This is a genomic window from Ectobacillus sp. JY-23 (assembly GCF_023022965.1).
Lineage (GTDB): Bacteria > Bacillota > Bacilli > Bacillales > Bacillaceae_G > Ectobacillus.
Genome location: NZ_CP095462.1, coordinates 3,136,769 through 3,156,717 on the forward strand (window position 1 = coordinate 3,136,769; position 19,949 = coordinate 3,156,717).

The window sequence follows — 19,949 nt, forward strand, 5'->3', positions numbered from 1 at the left end:
CACTTTATAGATTAAACAGTTACAATGAGAATATACATGAAAGGATGTGTAATCCATGATGTTAAAACGAATTCATCATGTTGCGGTTATTTGTAGTAATTACGAAATCTCTAAACAATTTTATACGGAAGTGTTAGGGTTTAAAATTGTGAATGAAGTATATAGGAAGGAACGCGATTCGTATAAGCTTGATTTGGCTGTGAACGGTTTGTACCAAATTGAACTGTTTTCTTTCCCTAATCCACCAGCACGCCCTAGTTTTCCAGAAGCAACGGGTCTTCGACATTTAGCATTTGAAACAGAATGTGTAGAAACTGCCGCAGCGACTCTAAAAGAACATGGTATACAGGTTGAAGAAATTCGGATTGATCCGATCACTGGAAAGAAATTCACGTTTTTTCAAGACCCAGATGGCTTGCCGTTGGAAATTTATGAAGTATGATATACACATCACAAAAAATAGGCTTTCAGAAAAGCCTATTTTTGTTGTATGTTTTTTCTGAATAATATTATTTTTCATTGTACAGAATAAATGATTGCGCTTTCAAGTGATGTTATTATATATTTGAGGCGTAGGGAGCAATTGTTAATATTTTCTCTTGCCAAACAAAAGTTTTTCAGGGAAAATATTGTTTTGTATGTGTAAAGTAGGCTATGCCCAAATTTGATTCAGATTTAAGGTGCTGAGGAATTAAAGTTGTTCAGAAAGTACAGACAAAACCTGCATGCATAGCACAAAAAAGTCCTATAAGCGAATATCCAAAAGCGGGAATTGACTTTAGCACAACAAAAATAAAGTTCATTTTATTTTTCAACGTATATACACATAGACTATACAAACAGGGGATAGAAAAATGACTGTTATGATAGAAACTCGTATTGAAAAAGATTTTCTTGGAGAAAAAGAGATACCAAAAGATGCGTACTACGGTGTACAAACGATGCGCGCGGTTGAAAACTTCCCAATTACAGGCTATCGATTACATCCTTCACTCATTGTTGCGATGGCAATGGTTAAAAAAGCAGCTGCTTTAGCCAATATGGAAACAGGATACTTACGCCCGGACTTAGCTCGTCCTATTGTACAGGCGGCTGAAGAAATTATTGCAGGGTCTCTACATGATCAATTTATGGTTGATCCTATTCAGGGCGGTGCAGGAACGTCTATTAACATGAATACGAACGAAGTAATTGCAAATCGTGCTTTGGAGATTATGGGCAAAGAAAAGGGAGATTATGCAACATTAAGTCCTAACTCTCATGTTAACATGGCACAATCTACTAATGATGCTTTTCCAACAGGCATCCATATCGCTGTATTGGACATGCTTGAAAAGCTACTTGGAACGGCTGAAAAGCTTCATGATGCATTTGCAGAAAAAGCGAAGGAATTTGATCATATTATTAAAATGGGAAGAACGCATTTACAAGATGCAGTGCCTATCCGATTAGGTCAAGAGTTTGAAGCATACCGCCGCGTTTTAGCAAGAGACATAAAACGTATGAAACAATCTCGTCAACATTTATATGAAGTTAATATGGGAGCAACAGCAGTCGGAACAGGTCTAAACGCAGATCCACGTTATATTGAACGAGTTGTTGAGCATCTTGCGGAAATCAGTGGTTTTCCACTTGTAGGTGCAGAAGATCTTGTAGATGCAACGCAAAATACAGATGCTTATACGGAAGTATCAGCCGCTTTAAAAGTTTGTATGATGAATATGTCAAAGGTAGCAAATGACTTGCGTTTGATGGCTTCCGGCCCGCGTGTAGGTTTAGCGGAAATTCAGCTGCCTCCGCGTCAGCCTGGTTCATCTATCATGCCAGGGAAAGTAAATCCGGTTATGGCTGAAGTGATTAATCAGGTTGCATTTCAGGTTATTGGCAATGACCATACAATTTGCTTGGCATCTGAGGCTGGACAAATGGAATTGAACGTCATGGAGCCGGTACTTGTCTTTAATCTTCTGCAGTCTATTGATATTATGAATAATGCTTTCGAGGTATTTAGAGAGTATTGTGTCGCTGGTATTACAGCTAATGAAGAAATCCTAAAGCAATATGTGGAGCAAAGTGTTGGTGTTATTACGGCAGTCAATCCTCATATTGGATATGAAACAGCGTCACGTATTGCACGTGAAGCGATTTTAACTGGTAAATCTGTTCGAGAACTGTGTATTAGTTATGGTGTTTTAACAGAAGCAGAACTTGATGTAATTCTAGATCCGTTTGAAATGACACACCCTGAAATTGCAGGTGCGTCTTTGCTTGCAGAGAAAAGACAACATCAAGAAGCTTGAGATGATAATAAACCTTTCATCAAAAGACTTCCCTTATAAAATAAGGGAAGTCTTTTGAATATACTTAAAAGATTTGGAATACGTAGCCGAATTGTAATAAACTAATCAACAGAAGAAGTGCCACACTGTACTTAATGGATGTTTTAAACAAGGCGGACTCTTTTCCAACAAGGCCAACTGCAGCACACGCGACTGCAATTGATTGTGGAGATACCATTTTAGCCATTGTACCTCCAACTACATTTAATGCAACAAGTGTAGCCGGTGCCATGTCAATTTGTGCTGCCGTAACAGCTTGTAATGGGGCAAATAGAGAACCACTAGATACAACCGATCCTGTTAGGAATACACCAATCCAACCAAGTATAGGTGATAGAATAGGGAATGCATCTCCTGTAGATGAAAGTGCAAGACCAAGTGTAGATGACATGCCAGAATAGTTTGTGACATAAGCTAAAGCAATTACACTACAAATTGTATAGATAGGAGCTTTTAACTCTTTTATTGTTTCAATTGTCAATTCTTTCACCAGTTGTTTTTGCGCTTTAAATACAAGCAGAGAAATAATAATTGCCAGCACAATTGCTGTTGTAGTAGAAGAGAAAACGTCTAACTTAAACACAGCAGGAAACGGTGTATCCTGTGGAACGATTGGTGCTGTTTTCAAAACAGCATTGTTCAGACCAGGAATGGATACATTATATACTAGGCCTTCTAAAGAGCCACCCGGTGCAAAAAGTGCTTTCATAAATTTTAAGTTAAAGATGGTTACGAATGCAGTTAAAAATGCAAAAGGTGACCATGCATACAATATTTGACCCAAAGAATAGCTTTGTTTCTCATTTGCTTGTTTTTCCGTAAAATGATATTTTTCTTTTGGTTGCCAAATGCGAAGGAATAAAGCAAGTGCAACCATACTGACAACAGCAGAGAAAATATTACCAAGTTCTGCTCCTAAAAAGTAGAGTACGATAAATTGTGTGATCGCGAATGAGCCCCCACTAACAAGAATAGCGGGCAATGTCTGTTTAATACCTTTAAACCCATCAATCATAAATACAAGAAGAAACGGTACAATTAAGCTGATAAATGGCAGAACAGTTACTGTATGTCTTCCAACGGCTAAAGCATCTAACTGTGTAAGCTGTGCAGGAACAGTAACAGGGATACCCATAGCACCAAAGGCACCTCCAGCAATATTTGCCACCAGACAAACACCTGCTGCTTTAAGAGGATCAAAACCCATACCGACTAGTAGAGCTGCGGTAATAGCAACTGGTACACCAAATCCGGCAGCGCCCTCTAAAAATGCACCAAAGGAAAAAGCGATTAAAAGAACTTGTAGACGAGAATCATCTGTGATAGAAGCAATACTGTTACGGATGACATTAAATTGTCCTGTTTTAACAGTAAGCTTATATAGAAAGATTGCGGCAATTACAATAGAACAAATCGGATAAAAGCCATAGGCGGCACCAAAGCCAGCAGCGGTTGCAGCAAGGGGAGCTGGCATATCATATACAAAGATAGCTACTAAAACAGCAATTAGTACACTGATAAGTCCGGAGATATAACTTTTCATTTTAAACACAGTCAAGCAGACAATAAATGAGATAATAGGAATAGCGGCCATAAGAGCAGAAAGCCAGATATTTTGCATGGGGTCGTACAGTTGAGTCCATGTATTCATTGTAAGCATCTCCTTTTAAAGAATGTATATGAAACAGATATATTTTGTGAAATGATTCACATATTTTGTGAAAAATTTCACAATCATCTTATGCCATAAGTATAGTTGGAGGAGGTATTGTGTGTCAATCTGATTCGACACATTATGACATGTTATCTCAATATATGTAACAAAATCGCTATAATATAGGTAATACATGGTATTTGTTCGTTTTATGAGTCGTTAGCATTGTGATTTTATATCTTATATAGTACAATAGATAAAAAACATAATAAAAAGATAAAAAAGAAGCTTTGGAAGAAAGCAGGTGCATGTAGATGGCCATTGTTAATGCTACAGATGAAAGTTTTTCTGATTCTGTACAAGACGGGTTTGTTCTTGTAGGATTTTGGGCACCTTGGAGCAGAGCTTCCCACATGACTGAAACAGTTCTAAAAGAATTGGATGAGCAATGGGGAGATCGATTACGAGTGGTAAGGGTGAATGTTGATCGCTGTCAAGCAGTAGCATATCAGCTCGGTATTACAAGCATCCCAACATGGGTTCTTTTTAAAGAAGGAAATCCCTTCAAGCACATCACTGACTCTCAGCCAAAAAGCTTCTTGGATAATATCTTACAAAAACATATATAAAGAATGTGGGGAAAAAACATGTGTGCAAAAAAATTTGATTACAATATTTCTGAAGATGATGTACAAATGCTTCGAGCGCTTGCGCATCCATTACGATTACGATTGGTTAAAGAGTTGATGAATCGCGGTACTTGTAACGTGACTCAATTGCAAGAGGCACTGCAAATACCACAATCTACTGTTTCGCAGCATTTAACAAAGTTAAAACAGACAAAGGTAGTCCAATTTCAACGACGTGGATTGGAAGTATATTATAAAGTACAAGACGATAAAGTAAATCATGTAATGGGCACATTGTTTACTTGATAGAAATACACAAAAACAGCTTGAGCATCTTCAAGCTGTTTTTGTGTATTTTGACAATGGATATTTGGTGTATTAATATACCTATAACAGTATTGGAGAAGGTGGTTATATAATGGAATACACACAAGAAATGAAAAATCGCTTAAAGCGAATTGAAGGGCAAGTTCGGGGAGTACTCCGTATGTTAGAAGAGGAAAAGGAATGTAAGGATGTGATTACACAATTAAGTGCAGCACGCTCTGCAATCGATCGCACAATAGGTGTTATTGTAGGAACAAACTTAGAACAATGCTTACGAGATCAGATTGAAAAGGGAGAATATGAAGGGCAAAACTTAGTTCAAGAAGCCGTAAATCTTCTTGTTAAAAGTAGATAAAGCAATGTTGAGAACCTAGCGTTGCCTATTTACAGGCTTCCTGAAAAATCGCCATATGGAAACAAGAATTTTTGTTAGTGTTCTGTCTTATAATTATCATGGATTAAGGCATGATAAAAGAGAATTCAAAAAGAGGAGGATACATATGGATGTAAAAAGAGTAAAGCAAATTTTGTCGTCTCCTGCAAATATTCCTGTTTCGTATAATGGTGTATCTGTATGGATTGAAAGCTGTGATGAAGGAAACGCTGTCGCGCAAGTTCACGATATAACAAACCCCCATGAGACCGTCCAAGTTAATGTTTCGGAGCTACAAGAATAATAAAAGAGCCGGATAAATGTATCCGGCTCTTTTATATGTTCGTTTATATAGGTCGTATTGCCTAACTGCGTTTTTCTTTACGCATTCATCATTTTTTGAAGTTTCGGTGAAGCTACTAGCAAAAGGATACCAAGAACAATGGCTGTACCGCCAATTACCATAAAGACTTCGACGAATCCTAATGTTGATGTAAAGGCAGCTAGTCCACCTGCAAGGTAGTTTGCAATACCGGAACCTGCAAGCCATACACCCATCAATAAAGACGTAAGTTTAACAGGTGCGATCGTACTTACCATCGACAAGCCAACCGGAGATAGGTATAGCTCAGCAATTGTGTGGAAGAAGTACGTCATAATAATAAATAGGATATTTGCTTTATTTACTACATGATCAGGATCTGTGCCTGTCCCTGCTAGTGAAGCAAGCAAGATGATAAAGCCGCCACCCATTAAAATCAATGCAATTCCCATTTTCGTTGGAGCACTGAAATCGCCGCGTTTAGTAGACGCTAATTTAATTGAAAGTAATGAGATGACCGGTGCAAATAAGATAATAAACAATGGGTTAATAGACTGGAACCAAGAAATTGGCATTGTCCATCCAAAAATAGAACGATCTACAAATTTTTGTGTGTAAAGCGTAAATGAACTACCTGCTTGTTCAAAGCCTGCCCAGAAAAATACGCTGAAGCACGTTAAAATTAGAATTACTGCTGTACGCTGTTTTTCTTTTTTTGACAATGGTTCTTTTGGAGCAGCAGTAGACGTAGGTACTTTTTTATTAGTCGGTTCTTTACCGATGTCGCCTAAGTAGCGAGGACCAAGTACATTAAAGATAATTTGACCAATAATCATACCGATACAAGCAGCTAAGAAACCATATTTAAATCCAAACTTTTCTACGCCATCAACTGTTGTTTTAAAGAAATCTTCTGCTAAGAATCCGCATACAAGCGGTGCGAAAACAGCACCTAAATTAATGCCCATGTAGAAGATCGTAAAAGCACTATCTTTGCGCTTGTCATTTTCACCGTATAATTCACCAACAAGTGTAGAGATATTCGGTTTGAAAAAGCCGTTACCGATAATTAAAAGACTTAGACCGATATATAAGCCGATTTGGCTGTGAAGCGCAAATAAAACAAAGTTACCAGCAGCCATGACAATACCGCCAAGTGTAATTGCAAATCGTCTTCCCAAGAAGCGGTCTGTTAAATAGCCTCCCAATATAGGGGTAAAGTACACCGTTCCTGTGAAAACACCATATAGAAGCATAGCAGTACTTTCTTTAACACCAAGACCTCCACTTAAGTAAGAAGTTGTTAAATAAAGTACCAATAGGCCTCGCATACCGTAATAACTGAACCGTTCCCACATTTCTGTAAAGAAAAGCAAGTATAAGCCCGGAGGATGTTTTTTTGTATGTTGTACAGTTGCATCCATTCTAATTCCTCCTCATTTCGTAAATTTTCCAACAATTTATACGGTAATCATTTTAATGCAATAATTATTCAAAAGTCAATGGGATAAAAAGGTAAAGTGGTAAAAAAGTCTTATATGTTGGTATATCAAGCGTATCTAAAAATTTTTTATCTTATATAATCTAAAAATTTTAATTAAATAAAAAAATAAATTATTCAAAAATAATTTATTTACGGATAAATTCATTTGTGCTCTTTTTAATATGTTGAAAAACAAATTGTTTATACGCCATTTAGACGGAGGGAATATGTACTTTAGTATGAAATGGTATGAATAGCTTAGCCGATATAATAAGTCTGAGTAACATAAAAGGGCATGAACACGGTTTTATACCACGCTCATGCCCAAGAGTAAACTGGATAGCCTTTTATTTCTTTAAGAAATACTTTTCGATATCATTAAGGAATAAGTTAGCTGCTTTTACACCACCAGCTGTGTTCCAGATTGTGTCGCTTACTTCAAATACTTGTTTGTTTTTGGCAACTTGTAGGTTTTGGAACAATGGATCTTTTACCCACTCGTCTTGTACTTGTTTTCCTTTACCATCGCCTTCATCATAAGTAAAGTAGAACAAGATATCGCCATCCATTGCTGGAATGCGTTCTTTTGTCACACCTTTCTCGGCAAAGTCAGGCTTATCTTGAGATTCTGGACGTTTAAAGCCGATTTCTTCTAAAATAACACCTGAGAAAGAATCTTTATGATAAATACGTACATCTCCGCCCATAAAGCGTACAATAGATACTTTTTGATTTAATTTGTCGCCAAGTTTGCCTTGTAGGTCTTTAATGCGAGATTCGTACTTCTCCATAACCTTCTTACCTTCAGCTTCTTTATTTAAAGCTTTGGCATAAAAATTGAAGTTTTCTTTCCAGTCACCGCGCAATGTTTCAGAGAATACAGTTGGAGCAATTGCATTTAATTGCTCATACACTTTTTCCTGACGCATTTTGTTACCAATAATAAGGTCTGGCTTTAATGCTGCAATTGCTTCTAGATTTACTTCACTTTCTGTACCGACAACTTTTGCATCTTTCATATCTTTTTCAATATGCTTATACCATGGATTTCCTGTCCAAGATTGTACAGCACCTACAGGTTTAATGCCCATCGCAAGAACTGCTTCTGTACCTTCATTTGTCAAAATAACAACACGTTTTGGTTCACCTTTAATTTTCGTTGAACCCATTGCATGCTGCACCGTATAGGTGATAGATTTCTTTTCCTCTTGCTTTGGCTCTTCTTTTTTACCACAAGCACTTACTACAAGTGCTAAAGAAAAAAGTAGCATGAGCATAGCCCAAGACGTTTTTTTCATATATGTACCTCCAAAGTTTATTGATAATTATTTTCATTCACAAACAAAATAGTATATTGTGTGAGAATGATTGTCAACATCTAATTGAAAAAAATTATCATTATCGTTGACGCCCTTTCTATTGTTCGTTAGACTGAACATATATACATACAAATTGAAAAATGGCTTGCTTCTATATAAGTACAACTAGAAAAACCTACATTCTTTTTTGGGGTGGGAAAGAAGAACGGGCAATGTATGGTTGCGGTCAGTGCCTAAGAGATACGCGTGTCAAGTAAGAACATACACACGTAGCAAGGCGTTCTGAAGCTGTGATTTTCTTGTTGTGTCTATGTCGAACAAATCATGTAGACTTATATAGATAGGAAAGAGGCACGTGCCTGTTCAGGCCAGAGATCTTGCATGTTTAATTCTCTGCTGCTGTTATTTTGAAAAAGCTACTTATACTTATAGAAAACAAGTAGAGAATATTACAACACATATGAATTTACAGAGATAGAAGGTGTCTATTGAAATGATGTTGCAGTCCATTCGAGCGAAGACAATAGGACTAGTAGTATGTGCAATTCTTCTTATATATTGCATATGGGCTAGTATTATTTATGGTTACACTGATACCAATTCGCAAACGGCAATTCAAGCATTTATGAATCCTAATGGTTCTAACGAACATATTATTATTACAACAGTCAGGTTGCCGCGTGCTTTCATTGCCGCGGCAGTTGGCATTAGTCTTGCACTAGCTGGTGCGTTGCTACAAGTATTAATGAAAAATCCTCTAGCTTCTCCTGATATTATGGGGATTAACGCAGGTGCCTCATTTTTTATTGTAGCTGCTGTAGCAATCTTTTCAGTACAATCTATACAAGCGTTCACTTGGATTGCATTTGCTGGTGCAGCTATGGCGGCTATCATTGTGTATATAATCAGTTCCTTTGGACGAGAGGGGCTTACACCAATTAAATTTACCTTGGCAGGTGTTGCCATGGGTGCTTTTTTCGCTTCGTTTACGCAAGGCCTTCTTGTATTAAATGAAACAGCCCTAGATCAGGTTTTATTTTGGCTTGCTGGCTCGGTTCAAGGACGTAAACTGGAAATGTTGACACATGTGTTTCCATATTTGGCGCTTGCCTGGGTGGGGACAATTATCATGTCTGGAAAAATCAATATTCTAATGATGGGAGATGATGTATCTCGCGGGCTGGGTCAGCGCACCTTATTACTCAAAGGTATATTAGCTGCTTTGATTGTTTTGTTGGCAGGGGGCTCTGTTGCAATTGCCGGTCCCATTTCGTTTATTGGTGTGGTCGTGCCGCATTTCGCGCGAGCGCTTATTGGGACGGACTATCGTTGGGTGATTCCTTATAGTGCAATGCTAGGTGGAACCTTATTATTATTGGCTGATATTAGTGCAAGATATGTTCTTATGCCGCAGGAAGTGCCGGTAGGAGTTATGACAGCTTTCATTGGAACACCATTCTTTATCTACATTGCACGTAAAGGAGTGATGTCTAAATGAAAAAGCACATAACGTTCCGAATGGGAGAAGATTTTGCATCTTTTTTAATAGATAGAAAAGCACTTTTCACATTTGTCAGTCTTTTAGCTGTCGTTATAGTCATCTTTTTTACAAGTGCGGGAATGGGAGAGATGAAAATTGCACCGTGGGCCGTATTTCAAGCCCTGATTGGACAAGGTTCTGAAACAGATTCTTTAATTGTGATGTCGTTCCGGATGCCGCGTATTTTAATCGCTTTGCTTGTAGGTATGGCGCTTGCGGTTGCCGGTAGTATTTTGCAGGGGTTAATTCGTAACCCGCTTGCTTCACCTGAAGTGTTAGGTGTGACAGGTGGAGCCGGTGTGGCAGTCGTTTTATTTCTAGGCCTGTTCAGCGATCGAAGCGGCGCTTTGACAATTAGTGTGCATTGGTTACCGCTTGGCGCATTTGCAGGGGCCACGATAACAGCTTTACTATTATACATGCTGTCCTTTAAAAATGGTGAAGTCCCGCCGCTACGGATGGTGCTTGTCGGAATTGGGATTTCTGCGCTTGCCAAAGCGTTGACAACACTGTTTATGATTTTGGGTCCAATTCATCAGGCGAGCCAGGCTAACATCTGGTTGACGGGTACAGTGTACGGATCTAATTGGAAAAATGTAGTGATACTTGCGCCTTGGACCCTTGTTCTCATTGTGATAACATTATTATTGGCTAGGAAATTGAATGTACAAGAGCTCGGCGATGAACTGGCGGTTGGATTGGGAAGCGAAGTACAAAGACAGCGTCTAGTATTACTGCTAATTTGTACAGCGTTAATTGGAGGGGCCGTGGCATTCTCAGGCGCAATTGGCTTCGTAGGTTTAATGGCACCCCATATTGCCAGACGATTGGTCGGTTCGGCATTTGGTGCTTTAATTCCAGTTTCTGCACTTGTTGGTGCCATTCTTGTATTAACCGCCGACTTAATTGGACGCATGGCATTTTCGCCATTGGAAATTCCGGCGGGCGTGTTTACGGCAGCAATCGGTGCGCCGTACTTTGTCTATTTGCTGTATAAAAGCCGAAATGCATAAGAAAAGGAAGATTTGTCCATGCAGTTAAAAACAAAAGAGCTAAAATTATCCTATGGTGATACATTAATTATAGATGAATTAAACCTTGAAATTCCTAAGGGAGAGATTACGGTATTTATTGGCGGCAATGGTTGTGGTAAGTCAACTTTGTTACGCTCTTTGGCAAGACTATTAAAGCCTTCCTCAGGAACCGTTCTCTTAGAAGGAGAAGCAATTGACAAGCTGCCTACAAAGGAAGTTGCGCGACGCATGGCAATCTTGCCGCAAGGACCAATTGCTCCGGAAGGTTTAACAGTACTGCAATTGGTAAAGCAAGGGCGCTATCCATACCAATCATGGTTTAAGCAATGGTCACAGCGCGATGAACAGGCGGTCCAAAATGCACTTGCAGCGACGGGTATGATAGAACTTGCCGATCGGCAAGTAGATTCTCTTTCCGGGGGACAACGGCAACGCGCTTGGATTGCAATGACACTTGCACAAGAAACAGAAATTATCTTGCTTGATGAACCTACAACATATTTAGATATGACGCATCAAATTGAAATTTTAGATTTGTTGTTTGAATTGAATGAAAAGGAAAAGCGAACGGTTGTTATGGTACTTCACGACTTGAACCTTGCTTGTCGCTATGCACATCACATTGTAGCGATTCGCGATAAAAAGGTATATGCGCAGGGAAAACCTGAAGATATTATTAGCTGTCAGTTGGTACGTGATGTATTTCGGATGGAATGTCAAATTACAGCAGATCCGTTATTCGGAACACCACTATGTATCCCACAAGGTAAGGGACGTTGTGTTGTTAAACAAAATGCTATTATTTCGTGACGCATAGCCCTGTTTAAAATGGGGCATGCTGTAACGGGAGGTGTAGCTATGGAACAACATGGGTTTTTAACAGGAAAAATTCCGGCGTACCTAATTGGCAATGAAAGCAATATGGTTCTTTTATCTCAGGAAGAATACAGCCATTTGTGGAGTGAAGCTGCGGCGCCGGGAAATGTACATAAAGGGTATTTTTATAACACATACGATCACGGTTTGAGTAATGGTCTATTTATCGGTGAGGGTACCGATATGGTAGCTGAGGTACGCAACGGACAATTATATCGCTCGTAAAGTCCGGGCGGATGTTCAAATTTGGACATAAAGAAAGGCACGAAGCATTTTCGCTTCGTGCCTTTCTTTATGTCCACCTTAAAAAATGTTGGATTTTAAGCTGTATCAGCTAACAGCTTTTCACTATTGAATTGTTTTTAACAGCAGTTTCTTTAAGAGCGGCTTAATTTTATGGCGCAAATCCTCGGCGTGGTTCGCAACCAAGAAGTGATGATTATAAATATTTTTCATAAGAGCATATGTTTCTTCTTTTGCTTCGCCTTCTTCAATAAAAATACCGATAACCTCTAGCCCTTTCTTACGTGCTAGCTTTACGGCCTCATGTGTATCTAAAATGCCATCTTGATTGTAATCTAAAGCTGATGGCTCTCCGTCTGTGAAGACAAGTAAAAATTTATGCTTTTCTCGTCTTTTTACGAGTAAATCAGATATGATTCGGATAATATAGCCATCTCGATTGTCTTCTTCTTCACGCAGTTGCATAATTTCTGGTCCTATGCCTGGTGTTGTGGAATGACGATGTGTAATCACCTCATGAATGACGTTGGGCTTGTATTCTTTTTTGGCGTTTGAAGCATCTTCCCAGAAGCCGCTGATGGCGTGGGGGATTTTTAAAGACTTTAAGGCTTCATGAAATAAAACAACGCTTTTTTTTGTTTCTTCCATTTTATTAAACATAGAGCCGGAGCAATCAATAAGAAGATGAAACGTAACATCTAGTTCTTTTGACTCCTGCCCTTTTTTGTAAAATAAACGAGGCTGTTTTTCTGTATATATACGAAGTAGCTTTTTGCCAAGGCGACCGTAAAACTTTTCAGAAGTTGCGTTTGTTTTATTTTCAATGGTCTTTTCAATGGTCTTTTTTAACTCTTTTACATCTTTATTAACAAGTGATTTGATAACCTGATACTCTGCCTTTTCAGCAGGTAAAGGCTTACGAGCTTCTTTAAAGCGATGAACGGCCCCTACATTAAACTTACCATATGGAGTGCCTTCAGCATTAGAGGTAGCTATTGCATCAAGCGCTTCTGTTCCAAAGTTTGATTGGGAGCTCTGTTTTGACTGACCTTGAACGGACGCCATAGCTTGATCTTGATCTTCTGATTCACGCGCCGCATGTCCCATTAGATTTGTTTTTGTTCCGCTTTCCAGTTCAAAACGTAAAAAGTTTTCGTTGTCATTGTTTTTATTTTCACGATGCCAAGTTGAGAACGATTCCTCTTCTTTATTCTTTTTCTCATTATCGTCGAGCTGTTGTATATCGCAGTTCGCGAGTTCTTTTGCTTTTTCCTCTTTCTTTGCTTCAGCCGCGTCACTATTCAGCGGTGCAAGACCAAAGTAGTGGTTAATCATATCGCTGTGAAGTACCTCCTCGAGGCGATAGCGGATTTTCTCCACAACATACATCGTATCCTCTGTATTTGTGGCATGAAAAGCATCATGGAGAATCATCTCAATTTGTTCAAAATATTCGTTTGCATAGCTTTCATACTTATCGCTTGTTAATGCCAAATAGCATAAGCAAAACAGCATATCGCTTTGAAAGTTGCGAATGCGGTTAATCTCAAATTGTGACGTAAAATGATTGCGATAGAGGGTACGTCGACGTTTAAAAACGGAAGCAGTACCGGGTCGCTCTTTTTTTATTAATTCTTCTGTACGCAAATCTTCCAAAAGCACAAATAGCTGTGTTAAAAAGCTTCGTAGGGGTGAGGCTTGTAATTCCAAGCTATAAGAGCGAATTAAATTCATGTCTGCGAAATGTTTATACCCTAATGCTTTGAGATATACTTCGCTTTTCAGCCCAATTGCTTTATCGTTTGGATGACGATCGTCCCAGAATCGGCTGATGACAACCTTATTTTCTAATTCGTCGTAGTAAGCTTGATAGCCGTACTCTAAAAATGCATCTTTACTTTTCAGCAAAGCGTACATTAAGTTTTCCATGCGAAGAAATAACGAAGCATCAATTTTTTTATCTGTGAATATTTGTCTCATGCCTATTCCTCAAGGAAATAACTTTCCGCAAGCTCACGAAGTGTCATTTGTTCGGTTTCATCACTCATTTTTGCTACGATGCTTCGCTCAATTGCACGAAGAACAGGAATATATACGCTTAGGTCACAAGCATCAATAATACCGCGAATACTTGCGGCTTCTTCACTAATTCTGCCATCGCGTGCCAATGGAATAAGGTCGCTTGAAAATTTCGCAAACTTTTCAATAATGCGCAGATCTGTTTGCTTTGATTCGCTTACAAGCAAGTCTTTTAATGTATCGCCTTGAATATAAGGAACTTCAATAATTACAAAACGATTTTTTAAAGCTTCATTTAATTCACTTGTTCCTACGTACCCCTCGTTAATCGCCGCAATGACACGATAGTCTTTATCACCGTATACCACTTCTTGTGTAAAGGGATTAGTCACCATTTTGCGATAATCGAGTGCGCCGTGTAAAAGTGGTAGAGTTTCTGGTTTTGCCATATTGATTTCGTCAATATATAAAAAGTGGCCGTTTTTCATTGCTTTCATAAGCGGTCCGTCTACGAATACTACGTGAGAGTTGTTGCCGTCAGAGTGCAGCGTATTATAGCCAAGAATTCCCTCTACATCCAAGTCCACAGAACAGTTAATGCTATGCATTGGTTTTTGAAATAGATAAGAAAGTGTTTCTGCTAAAACGGTTTTACCGCTACCAGTTGGTCCTTTGAGTAAAACGTTTTTGCCAAGAAGCAGAGCGGTAATAGCATCTTCTAAAATACTTGCATCTTGTGCTTTATATAATTTGCTACCAATCAAGGAGGCGTCAGTGCCAATCTTTGCTTTATTTGTGTCATGTACTTCATTTAGAAGTGTTTGTAGTTTCTCATTTACGGGAAGTTTCATCAGTATCACCATTCATTCCTTTCATCGTGCTTCTGTTATGATAACTTGTTTTGACAGCATGTGCAAAGAAACGAATACGGGTGTAAACATTTTGTAATAGAAAAGAAAAGCAACATGTCTTTTTTCTAGGTGAGAATTTCGGTAGGATAAAAAGGATGTTCAAGTTTTTATGTTAATATAGGTAGAAAAATGAACCTTCTTTTTAGAAGGAAGAGAGGACAGACGATGTGTGGTTGTTGTCTAATAACCTTTCGTGTTATGTAAAGACTGTACGCACCTAGTGAAGCATTCTAGCATTTTTATTTTCTGGCTATTAATATGGCGGAGAAATAATATGCACTTATAGAGTAATAAGAGACAGATAAGGAGAGGAAGAACAGATATGAAGTTTGCTGTAAAAAAAGATCGCTACTTTGTTGGTGCTGCATATGCCTTGGCGCCAATCGGTCTATTGTCTGTTATAATAGGTATCTTTTTAGAAGGGTTCGGGGCATTTTTATTCGTTGCTGCTGGATTATTTGCGGGGATAGCTGGTACATTTTTATTATGGGCGCTTACTCGCTCTTATATAGAACTTAATAATGAATATATCATTCATCACTTTGGGCCACTACAAAGAGCAGTCACATTAGATCGCATTCGCGCCATCCGATATACACGAGATACGTCTTTAGATATGATATGGTCTGCTACACGCTTAGAGCTCTGGCTGTTTCCTCACGATGTTGTAACAATTGGCATGCCTGAGGATGAGGAAGCATTTTTGCATGCGCTTGAACAAAAGATACCTGATATTAATACAAAAGACCGGCACGCAGCCCTGTAAAAGCTTACGAATGATGTAAGCTTTTTTGTTTTAGGGCCTACGCTGCAGGGCTTCGCTTTCCGCGACAATTAGGAGCCCTCTCAGCTATGCATCCGATCGCCTTCACTCCAACCAAAGTGCCAATTATCAATATTAGGCTCTAATATAGTTAAAATAATAATAATTCTGACTATTAGATGATAGAATAGATTATGATAGCTTGTGTAAAGGGGAGAAAATCGTGAAGCGTACACCAGTCTATATTTTAAGTGGGTTTTTAGGGAGTGGCAAAACAACAGTTTTACTACGTATGATTGAAGCTGTGAAAGCCGCGGGGAAGAAGCCCGCGATTATCTTAAATGAACTTGGTAAGGTAAACGTAGAGAAGCATTTATTCTCCGAGGATCAAGTTAATGAATTGCTAGATGGTTGCATCTGCTGTACCATTCAAAATAATTTTCGTGATGTTTTGGACGAGCTTACGGTAAGCGAGGACATAGATTTACTTATCATTGAAGGAACGGGAGTCGCAAATCCAATAGAACTCATTGAAGTATTAACAGAACCTAAGTATACATTGTCACTTTCACTTCAATCGGTTATTGGTGTGGTAGATGCTTCCCGTTTTTTGGAGTATACCAGTATTTTCTTTAGCTCTAGTGATATGCGCATACTATTTAAAGATCAAATCAAGTGTGCCTCGTATGTGATTTTAAATAAAGTAGATGTTGTCTCTGCGAAGAAGCTGCTTGGTGTAGAGCAAAAGCTACGTTCCTTTTTGGCACCGGGTGTTTCTATTTATAAAACGTCGTTTGGTAACATACAGATTGATGAGGTGCTGAAAAAGCGTATCGTGCTATCACAAGAAAGTGAGGAAAGAGCCTTGCATCATGCTGTTGTAAAAGCTATTCGATTAGAAGATGTACCAATCTTATCGCAGAAGCGATTACAGGAATGGGTAAAAATGCTTCCTCAAAATATATATAGAGGGAAAGGAATAGTTAGGCTAGAAGGAAAGAAGGAGATATATGAGCTACAGTATGCTTCAGGCTTATTAAGGCTAGAGGCGATGTACGTTGATGATCCGAGTACAAGTACTAGCCTCGTGTTTATTGGTGATAAACAGGCTGTACAAGGTATGAAGCAATCCTTTGCAGATACGTTTTCATGGCAAAACTACATCGAGAAAGAAGAGCGACTTTTCATGTAAATGGGAAGTCGTTTTTTATTGGAGTTAAAGGGGTATCTTATCTATATATTCTTCTACTCTGTAAAGGCATAGGCTTTTCGTTTTCTTAATAAATCTTAAGAACTTTCTTCATAGTATATTAAGGTTTCCTCTGTAAAGTAGGTCATATAGCTGATACAAGTTCATGTTTACATGTTATATAGAACCTACAAAGAAGGAGAGATTGAGATGAGTGCAGTTGGATTTTTACAGCAATTTATGAAAGAGCCAAGAACGGTAGGAGCTGTTTTACCAAGCTCAAAGTATCTTGCACAAGAGATGATCGCATCTATCGACTTCTCAAAAGCGAAATGCATTGTAGAATATGGTCCGGGCACCGGTGTATTTACAAAAAGACTGATTGAATCTAAGCATAGTGAAACCATATTATTGATCCTAGAAACCAATGCTGCTTTTTGCTGGGAGCTGAAGCAAACATATGGGCATATCCCAAATGTATATATTATCAATGATTCAGCGGAACATGTATCTTATTATGTTCGTCAGCATGGGTTTGCAAAAGCTGATTATGTGATATCTGGTTTGCCTTTTACCAGCTTGCCAGCTGATGTGTCAACGCGTATATTGGAAGAAACTGAAAAAATACTTGATGAGCAAGGGGCATTTATTACCTTTCAATATTCAAAGGTGAAAAGCATCTTTTTTAAAAGCTTTTTTGAACATATCAAGGCGAAGCGAGTTTGGCGAAATGTACCGCCCGCTTATGTGTTTACATGTAAGAAAGGATTGAATATATGAGCTATGCAAATATTTTATTGGTAGATGACGAAGAAGATATTCGTAATGTGTTGTCCATTTATCTGAAAAACGAAGGATACGAGGTATCACATGCATCAACCGGGATAGAAGCGCTGGAGCTACTACAGCGTATGAAAGCTGATTTGGTCATACTAGATGTGATGATGCCCGGAATGGATGGGATTGAAACCTGTATGCGCATTCGTGAGACTTATGAAATGCCGATTATTTTTTTATCGGCAAAGTCACAGGATATGGACAAAATTCATGGATTGATGAGCGGTGCGGATGACTATATGGTAAAGCCCTTCAACCCGCTTGAATTGATTGCGCGTGTGAAATCACAGTTGCGTCGGTACCGAGCGTATCAGCCGAACGAATCGCAAGCGCTTGAAGTTGGAAACCTGCGCATGGAAGAAGAAACAAGACAGGTATTTATTGGAGAGCAAGATGTGCGTCTTACACCAAAAGAATTTGATATTCTTGCTTTGCTTGTCCGCAATAAGGGGCAAGTATTTAGCATTGAAAAAATTTATGAAATGGTTTGGGGAGAACCCTTCTATAAATCGGATAACACAGTGATGGTTCATATTACTAAAATAAGAGAAAAAATTGAAGAGAACCCAAAAAAACCTCTGTATATAAAAACTGTTTGGGGAGTGGGGTATAAGGTTTGAACAGACTGGCGAGGGTCATAAAAAAATGGTTGTCCCGTCGACTGAATATCCGATTAATCGCTATATTTATTATTTGCCTTTTGGCGGCAACAGGAATTTTTGTTCTCATTCAACTGCAAAATCCCATTATCTACTCCAGTGCAAGGTACGTACAGTTTCAAGATAACTTAAACGTTATGGCTCATGAGCTGGGGAAAATTATAGAAGAAAAGAATTACACGATACATGACCAAGATGAAATACGAGATGAAATTCAAAAAACCGTAGCAAATGCTAAAGGATTAAATAGGCAAGCAGTTTTTCAAATCTATGATGAAGAAGGAAGTGCTTTATTAGACGGCGGAAAGTCTGCAAATGTGGACTTACAAGAAGTACTGAGCTATAAATTAGGTATAGATGCCCAAAAAGGAAATGAGTTGAATTCAGAGCGTATTCTAGCCGTTTATCCGTTGTTACGGAACGATTTAGGTTTTCTTGTCGGACAAATTCCGTTTACACAACCGGATATTACGTCTGGAGATTATAATAGAACCACATTGCTATCTTTTATTGGCAGCATAGGTGGATTTATTCTTGTCTTTTTGCTTCTTATGAGGCCGATTATCCGCTACATACATGAGATAGAGAGCGGTGTGCGAAAAATTGCGCATAGGGACTGGAATTATTTTATTCGTGTAAAGGGAAGAGATGAGTTATCTTCCTTGGCGTCAAATATCAATTGGATGACAAAAGAGCTTCGAGATAGCTTTGAAAAAGAACGGGCGCTAGAGCAAATGAAAAACGAATTAATCACAAATATATCTCATGATTTGCGAACGCCGCTTACTTCCATTATCGGATATTTAGGCTTGCTACAAGACGGGCGTTACAAAAATGAAGAAGAAATGAAAGCATATCTTTCTGTGACATACAATACATCAATAAAGCTAAACAATTTGATGAACGAGCTCTTTGAATATACGAAACTTTCCTCACACGATACCATTTTAGAGAAGGAAAAGGTGGACTTATCGGGTGTGCTGCGACAATTCATTGGAGAATATGTGCCTATTTTTGAACAGTGGGGACTTCGGTTGAGCTTGGTCGTACCAGAGCATGCAACGGAGATAGAAGTCGACATCGAAAAAATGGTGCGCGTGTTTGATAATCTGCTTTCTAACGCTCAGAAGTATAGTCATCCTCGTTCGGAGGTGAAGGTGACACTTGTACAAGCAAAGCACGAAATTGTCATAGCGGTGGTGAACAGGACCGATAATATTCCAGAGGAGGAGCTTTCTCGATTATTCGATAAATTTTACAGAAGAGATCAAGCGCGTTCGAGTCGCATTCAAGGATCTGGTCTTGGTTTAGCCATCACAAAGCGTATTGTTGATTTGCATGGCGGGCGTATTTGGGCTGAAAGTAAAGGAGATACGCTACAAGTATTTATTGCACTTCCTAAAAGCGAAAGCGACGAACCTCGATGAGGTTT

The 19,949-nt window shown here is 38.7% G+C and carries 20 protein-coding genes; 15 read left to right on the forward strand and 5 right to left on the reverse strand.

All coding sequences use genetic code 11. The annotated features are described in order from the left end of the window. Positions 1-55 precede the first annotated feature (55 nt). Positions 56-442 (forward strand): SMU1112c/YaeR family gloxylase I-like metalloprotein, encoded by a 387-nt coding sequence (locus MUG87_RS15850; protein WP_247083409.1) that lies wholly within the window; start codon positions 56-58, stop codon positions 440-442. A gap of 412 nt (positions 443-854) precedes the next feature. Then, positions 855-2,300, forward strand: coding sequence for an aspartate ammonia-lyase (gene aspA, locus MUG87_RS15855; RefSeq protein WP_247083410.1), 1,446 nt, complete (start codon positions 855-857; stop codon positions 2,298-2,300). A gap of 64 nt (positions 2,301-2,364) precedes the next feature. Here aspA and MUG87_RS15860 read toward each other — a convergent pair whose 3' ends face one another. Beyond that, positions 2,365-3,990 (reverse strand): lactate permease LctP family transporter, encoded by a 1,626-nt coding sequence (locus MUG87_RS15860; protein ID WP_247083412.1) that lies wholly within the window; start codon positions 3,988-3,990, stop codon positions 2,365-2,367. A gap of 317 nt (positions 3,991-4,307) precedes the next feature. Here MUG87_RS15860 and MUG87_RS15865 point away from each other — a divergent pair, with 317 nt between their 5' ends. The 4 genes from MUG87_RS15865 (at position 4,308) to MUG87_RS15880 (ending at position 5,626) form a co-directional block, all read left to right on the forward strand. Further along, a complete protein-coding gene (locus MUG87_RS15865) occupies positions 4,308-4,622 on the forward strand; it encodes a thioredoxin family protein (protein ID WP_247083414.1) in 315 nt (104 codons plus the stop codon). Between the two features lie 18 nt (positions 4,623-4,640). Continuing rightward, complete coding sequence (locus MUG87_RS15870; protein WP_247083417.1) at positions 4,641-4,928, forward strand: ArsR/SmtB family transcription factor; 288 nt, start codon at positions 4,641-4,643, stop codon at positions 4,926-4,928. Positions 4,929-5,040: 112 nt separating this feature from the next. Next, a complete protein-coding gene (locus MUG87_RS15875; RefSeq protein WP_247083419.1) occupies positions 5,041-5,304 on the forward strand; it encodes a metal-sensitive transcriptional regulator in 264 nt (87 codons plus the stop codon). A 145-nt stretch (positions 5,305-5,449) separates the two neighbouring features. After that, entirely contained in the window at positions 5,450-5,626 is a 177-nt protein-coding gene (locus MUG87_RS15880) for an H-type small acid-soluble spore protein (protein ID WP_247083421.1), read from the forward strand. A gap of 77 nt (positions 5,627-5,703) precedes the next feature. Here MUG87_RS15880 and MUG87_RS15885 read toward each other — a convergent pair whose 3' ends face one another. Beyond that, positions 5,704-7,068, reverse strand: coding sequence for a peptide MFS transporter (locus MUG87_RS15885; RefSeq protein ID WP_247083422.1), 1,365 nt, complete (start codon positions 7,066-7,068; stop codon positions 5,704-5,706). A gap of 406 nt (positions 7,069-7,474) precedes the next feature. Then, entirely contained in the window at positions 7,475-8,425 is a 951-nt protein-coding gene (locus tag MUG87_RS15890) for an ABC transporter substrate-binding protein (protein WP_247083423.1), read from the reverse strand. Positions 8,426-8,939: 514 nt separating this feature from the next. Here MUG87_RS15890 and MUG87_RS15895 point away from each other — a divergent pair. The 4 genes from MUG87_RS15895 to MUG87_RS15910 are packed head-to-tail and all read left to right on the forward strand — an operon-like array spanning position 8,940 to position 12,121. Continuing rightward, positions 8,940-9,944 (forward strand): FecCD family ABC transporter permease, encoded by a 1,005-nt coding sequence (locus MUG87_RS15895; RefSeq protein ID WP_247083424.1) that lies wholly within the window; start codon positions 8,940-8,942, stop codon positions 9,942-9,944. After that, entirely contained in the window at positions 9,941-10,999 is a 1,059-nt protein-coding gene (locus MUG87_RS15900) for a FecCD family ABC transporter permease (protein ID WP_247083425.1), read from the forward strand. Before MUG87_RS15895 ends, MUG87_RS15900 begins: the two co-directional genes overlap by 4 nt. 18 nt (positions 11,000-11,017) lie before the next feature. Further along, on the forward strand, positions 11,018-11,830 hold the full coding sequence (locus MUG87_RS15905; protein WP_247083427.1) for an ABC transporter ATP-binding protein: 813 nt from the start codon (positions 11,018-11,020) through the stop codon (positions 11,828-11,830). Between the two features lie 48 nt (positions 11,831-11,878). Further along, positions 11,879-12,121 (forward strand): hypothetical protein, encoded by a 243-nt coding sequence (locus MUG87_RS15910; protein WP_124565113.1) that lies wholly within the window; start codon positions 11,879-11,881, stop codon positions 12,119-12,121. A gap of 123 nt (positions 12,122-12,244) precedes the next feature. On the opposite strand, the gene MUG87_RS15915 is transcribed toward MUG87_RS15910, so the two are convergent. Next, entirely contained in the window at positions 12,245-14,119 is a 1,875-nt protein-coding gene (locus MUG87_RS15915; RefSeq protein ID WP_247083428.1) for a vWA domain-containing protein, read from the reverse strand. Between the two features lie 2 nt (positions 14,120-14,121). Next, positions 14,122-15,015 carry an ATP-binding protein gene (locus tag MUG87_RS15920; RefSeq protein ID WP_247087729.1) on the reverse strand — a complete coding sequence of 298 codons (894 nt, stop codon included), beginning with the start codon at positions 15,013-15,015 and terminating at the stop codon, positions 14,122-14,124. A gap of 376 nt (positions 15,016-15,391) precedes the next feature. On the opposite strand from MUG87_RS15920, the gene MUG87_RS15925 reads away from it, so the two are divergent. The 5 genes from MUG87_RS15925 to MUG87_RS15945 all read left to right on the forward strand — a co-directional run bounded on the left by MUG87_RS15925 (position 15,392) and on the right by MUG87_RS15945 (position 19,944). Continuing rightward, the gene (locus MUG87_RS15925) at positions 15,392-15,835 is read left to right on the forward strand and encodes a PH domain-containing protein (protein WP_247083430.1); all 444 of its coding nucleotides are present in this window, start codon (positions 15,392-15,394) and stop codon (positions 15,833-15,835) included. 220 nt (positions 15,836-16,055) lie between these two features. Continuing rightward, complete coding sequence (locus tag MUG87_RS15930) at positions 16,056-17,024, forward strand: CobW family GTP-binding protein (protein ID WP_247083431.1); 969 nt, start codon at positions 16,056-16,058, stop codon at positions 17,022-17,024. A 207-nt stretch (positions 17,025-17,231) separates the two neighbouring features. Further along, positions 17,232-17,801 (forward strand): class I SAM-dependent methyltransferase, encoded by a 570-nt coding sequence (locus MUG87_RS15935; RefSeq protein WP_247083433.1) that lies wholly within the window; start codon positions 17,232-17,234, stop codon positions 17,799-17,801. Continuing rightward, positions 17,798-18,478, forward strand: coding sequence for a response regulator transcription factor (locus MUG87_RS15940; protein WP_247083434.1), 681 nt, complete (start codon positions 17,798-17,800; stop codon positions 18,476-18,478). Before MUG87_RS15935 ends, MUG87_RS15940 begins: the two co-directional genes overlap by 4 nt. Beyond that, positions 18,475-19,944: a sensor histidine kinase gene (locus MUG87_RS15945; protein WP_247083435.1), complete on the forward strand. Its 1,470-nt coding sequence runs from the start codon at positions 18,475-18,477 to the stop codon at positions 19,942-19,944. The genes MUG87_RS15940 and MUG87_RS15945 overlap by 4 nt, the downstream gene beginning before the upstream one ends. Positions 19,945-19,949 lie beyond the last annotated feature (5 nt).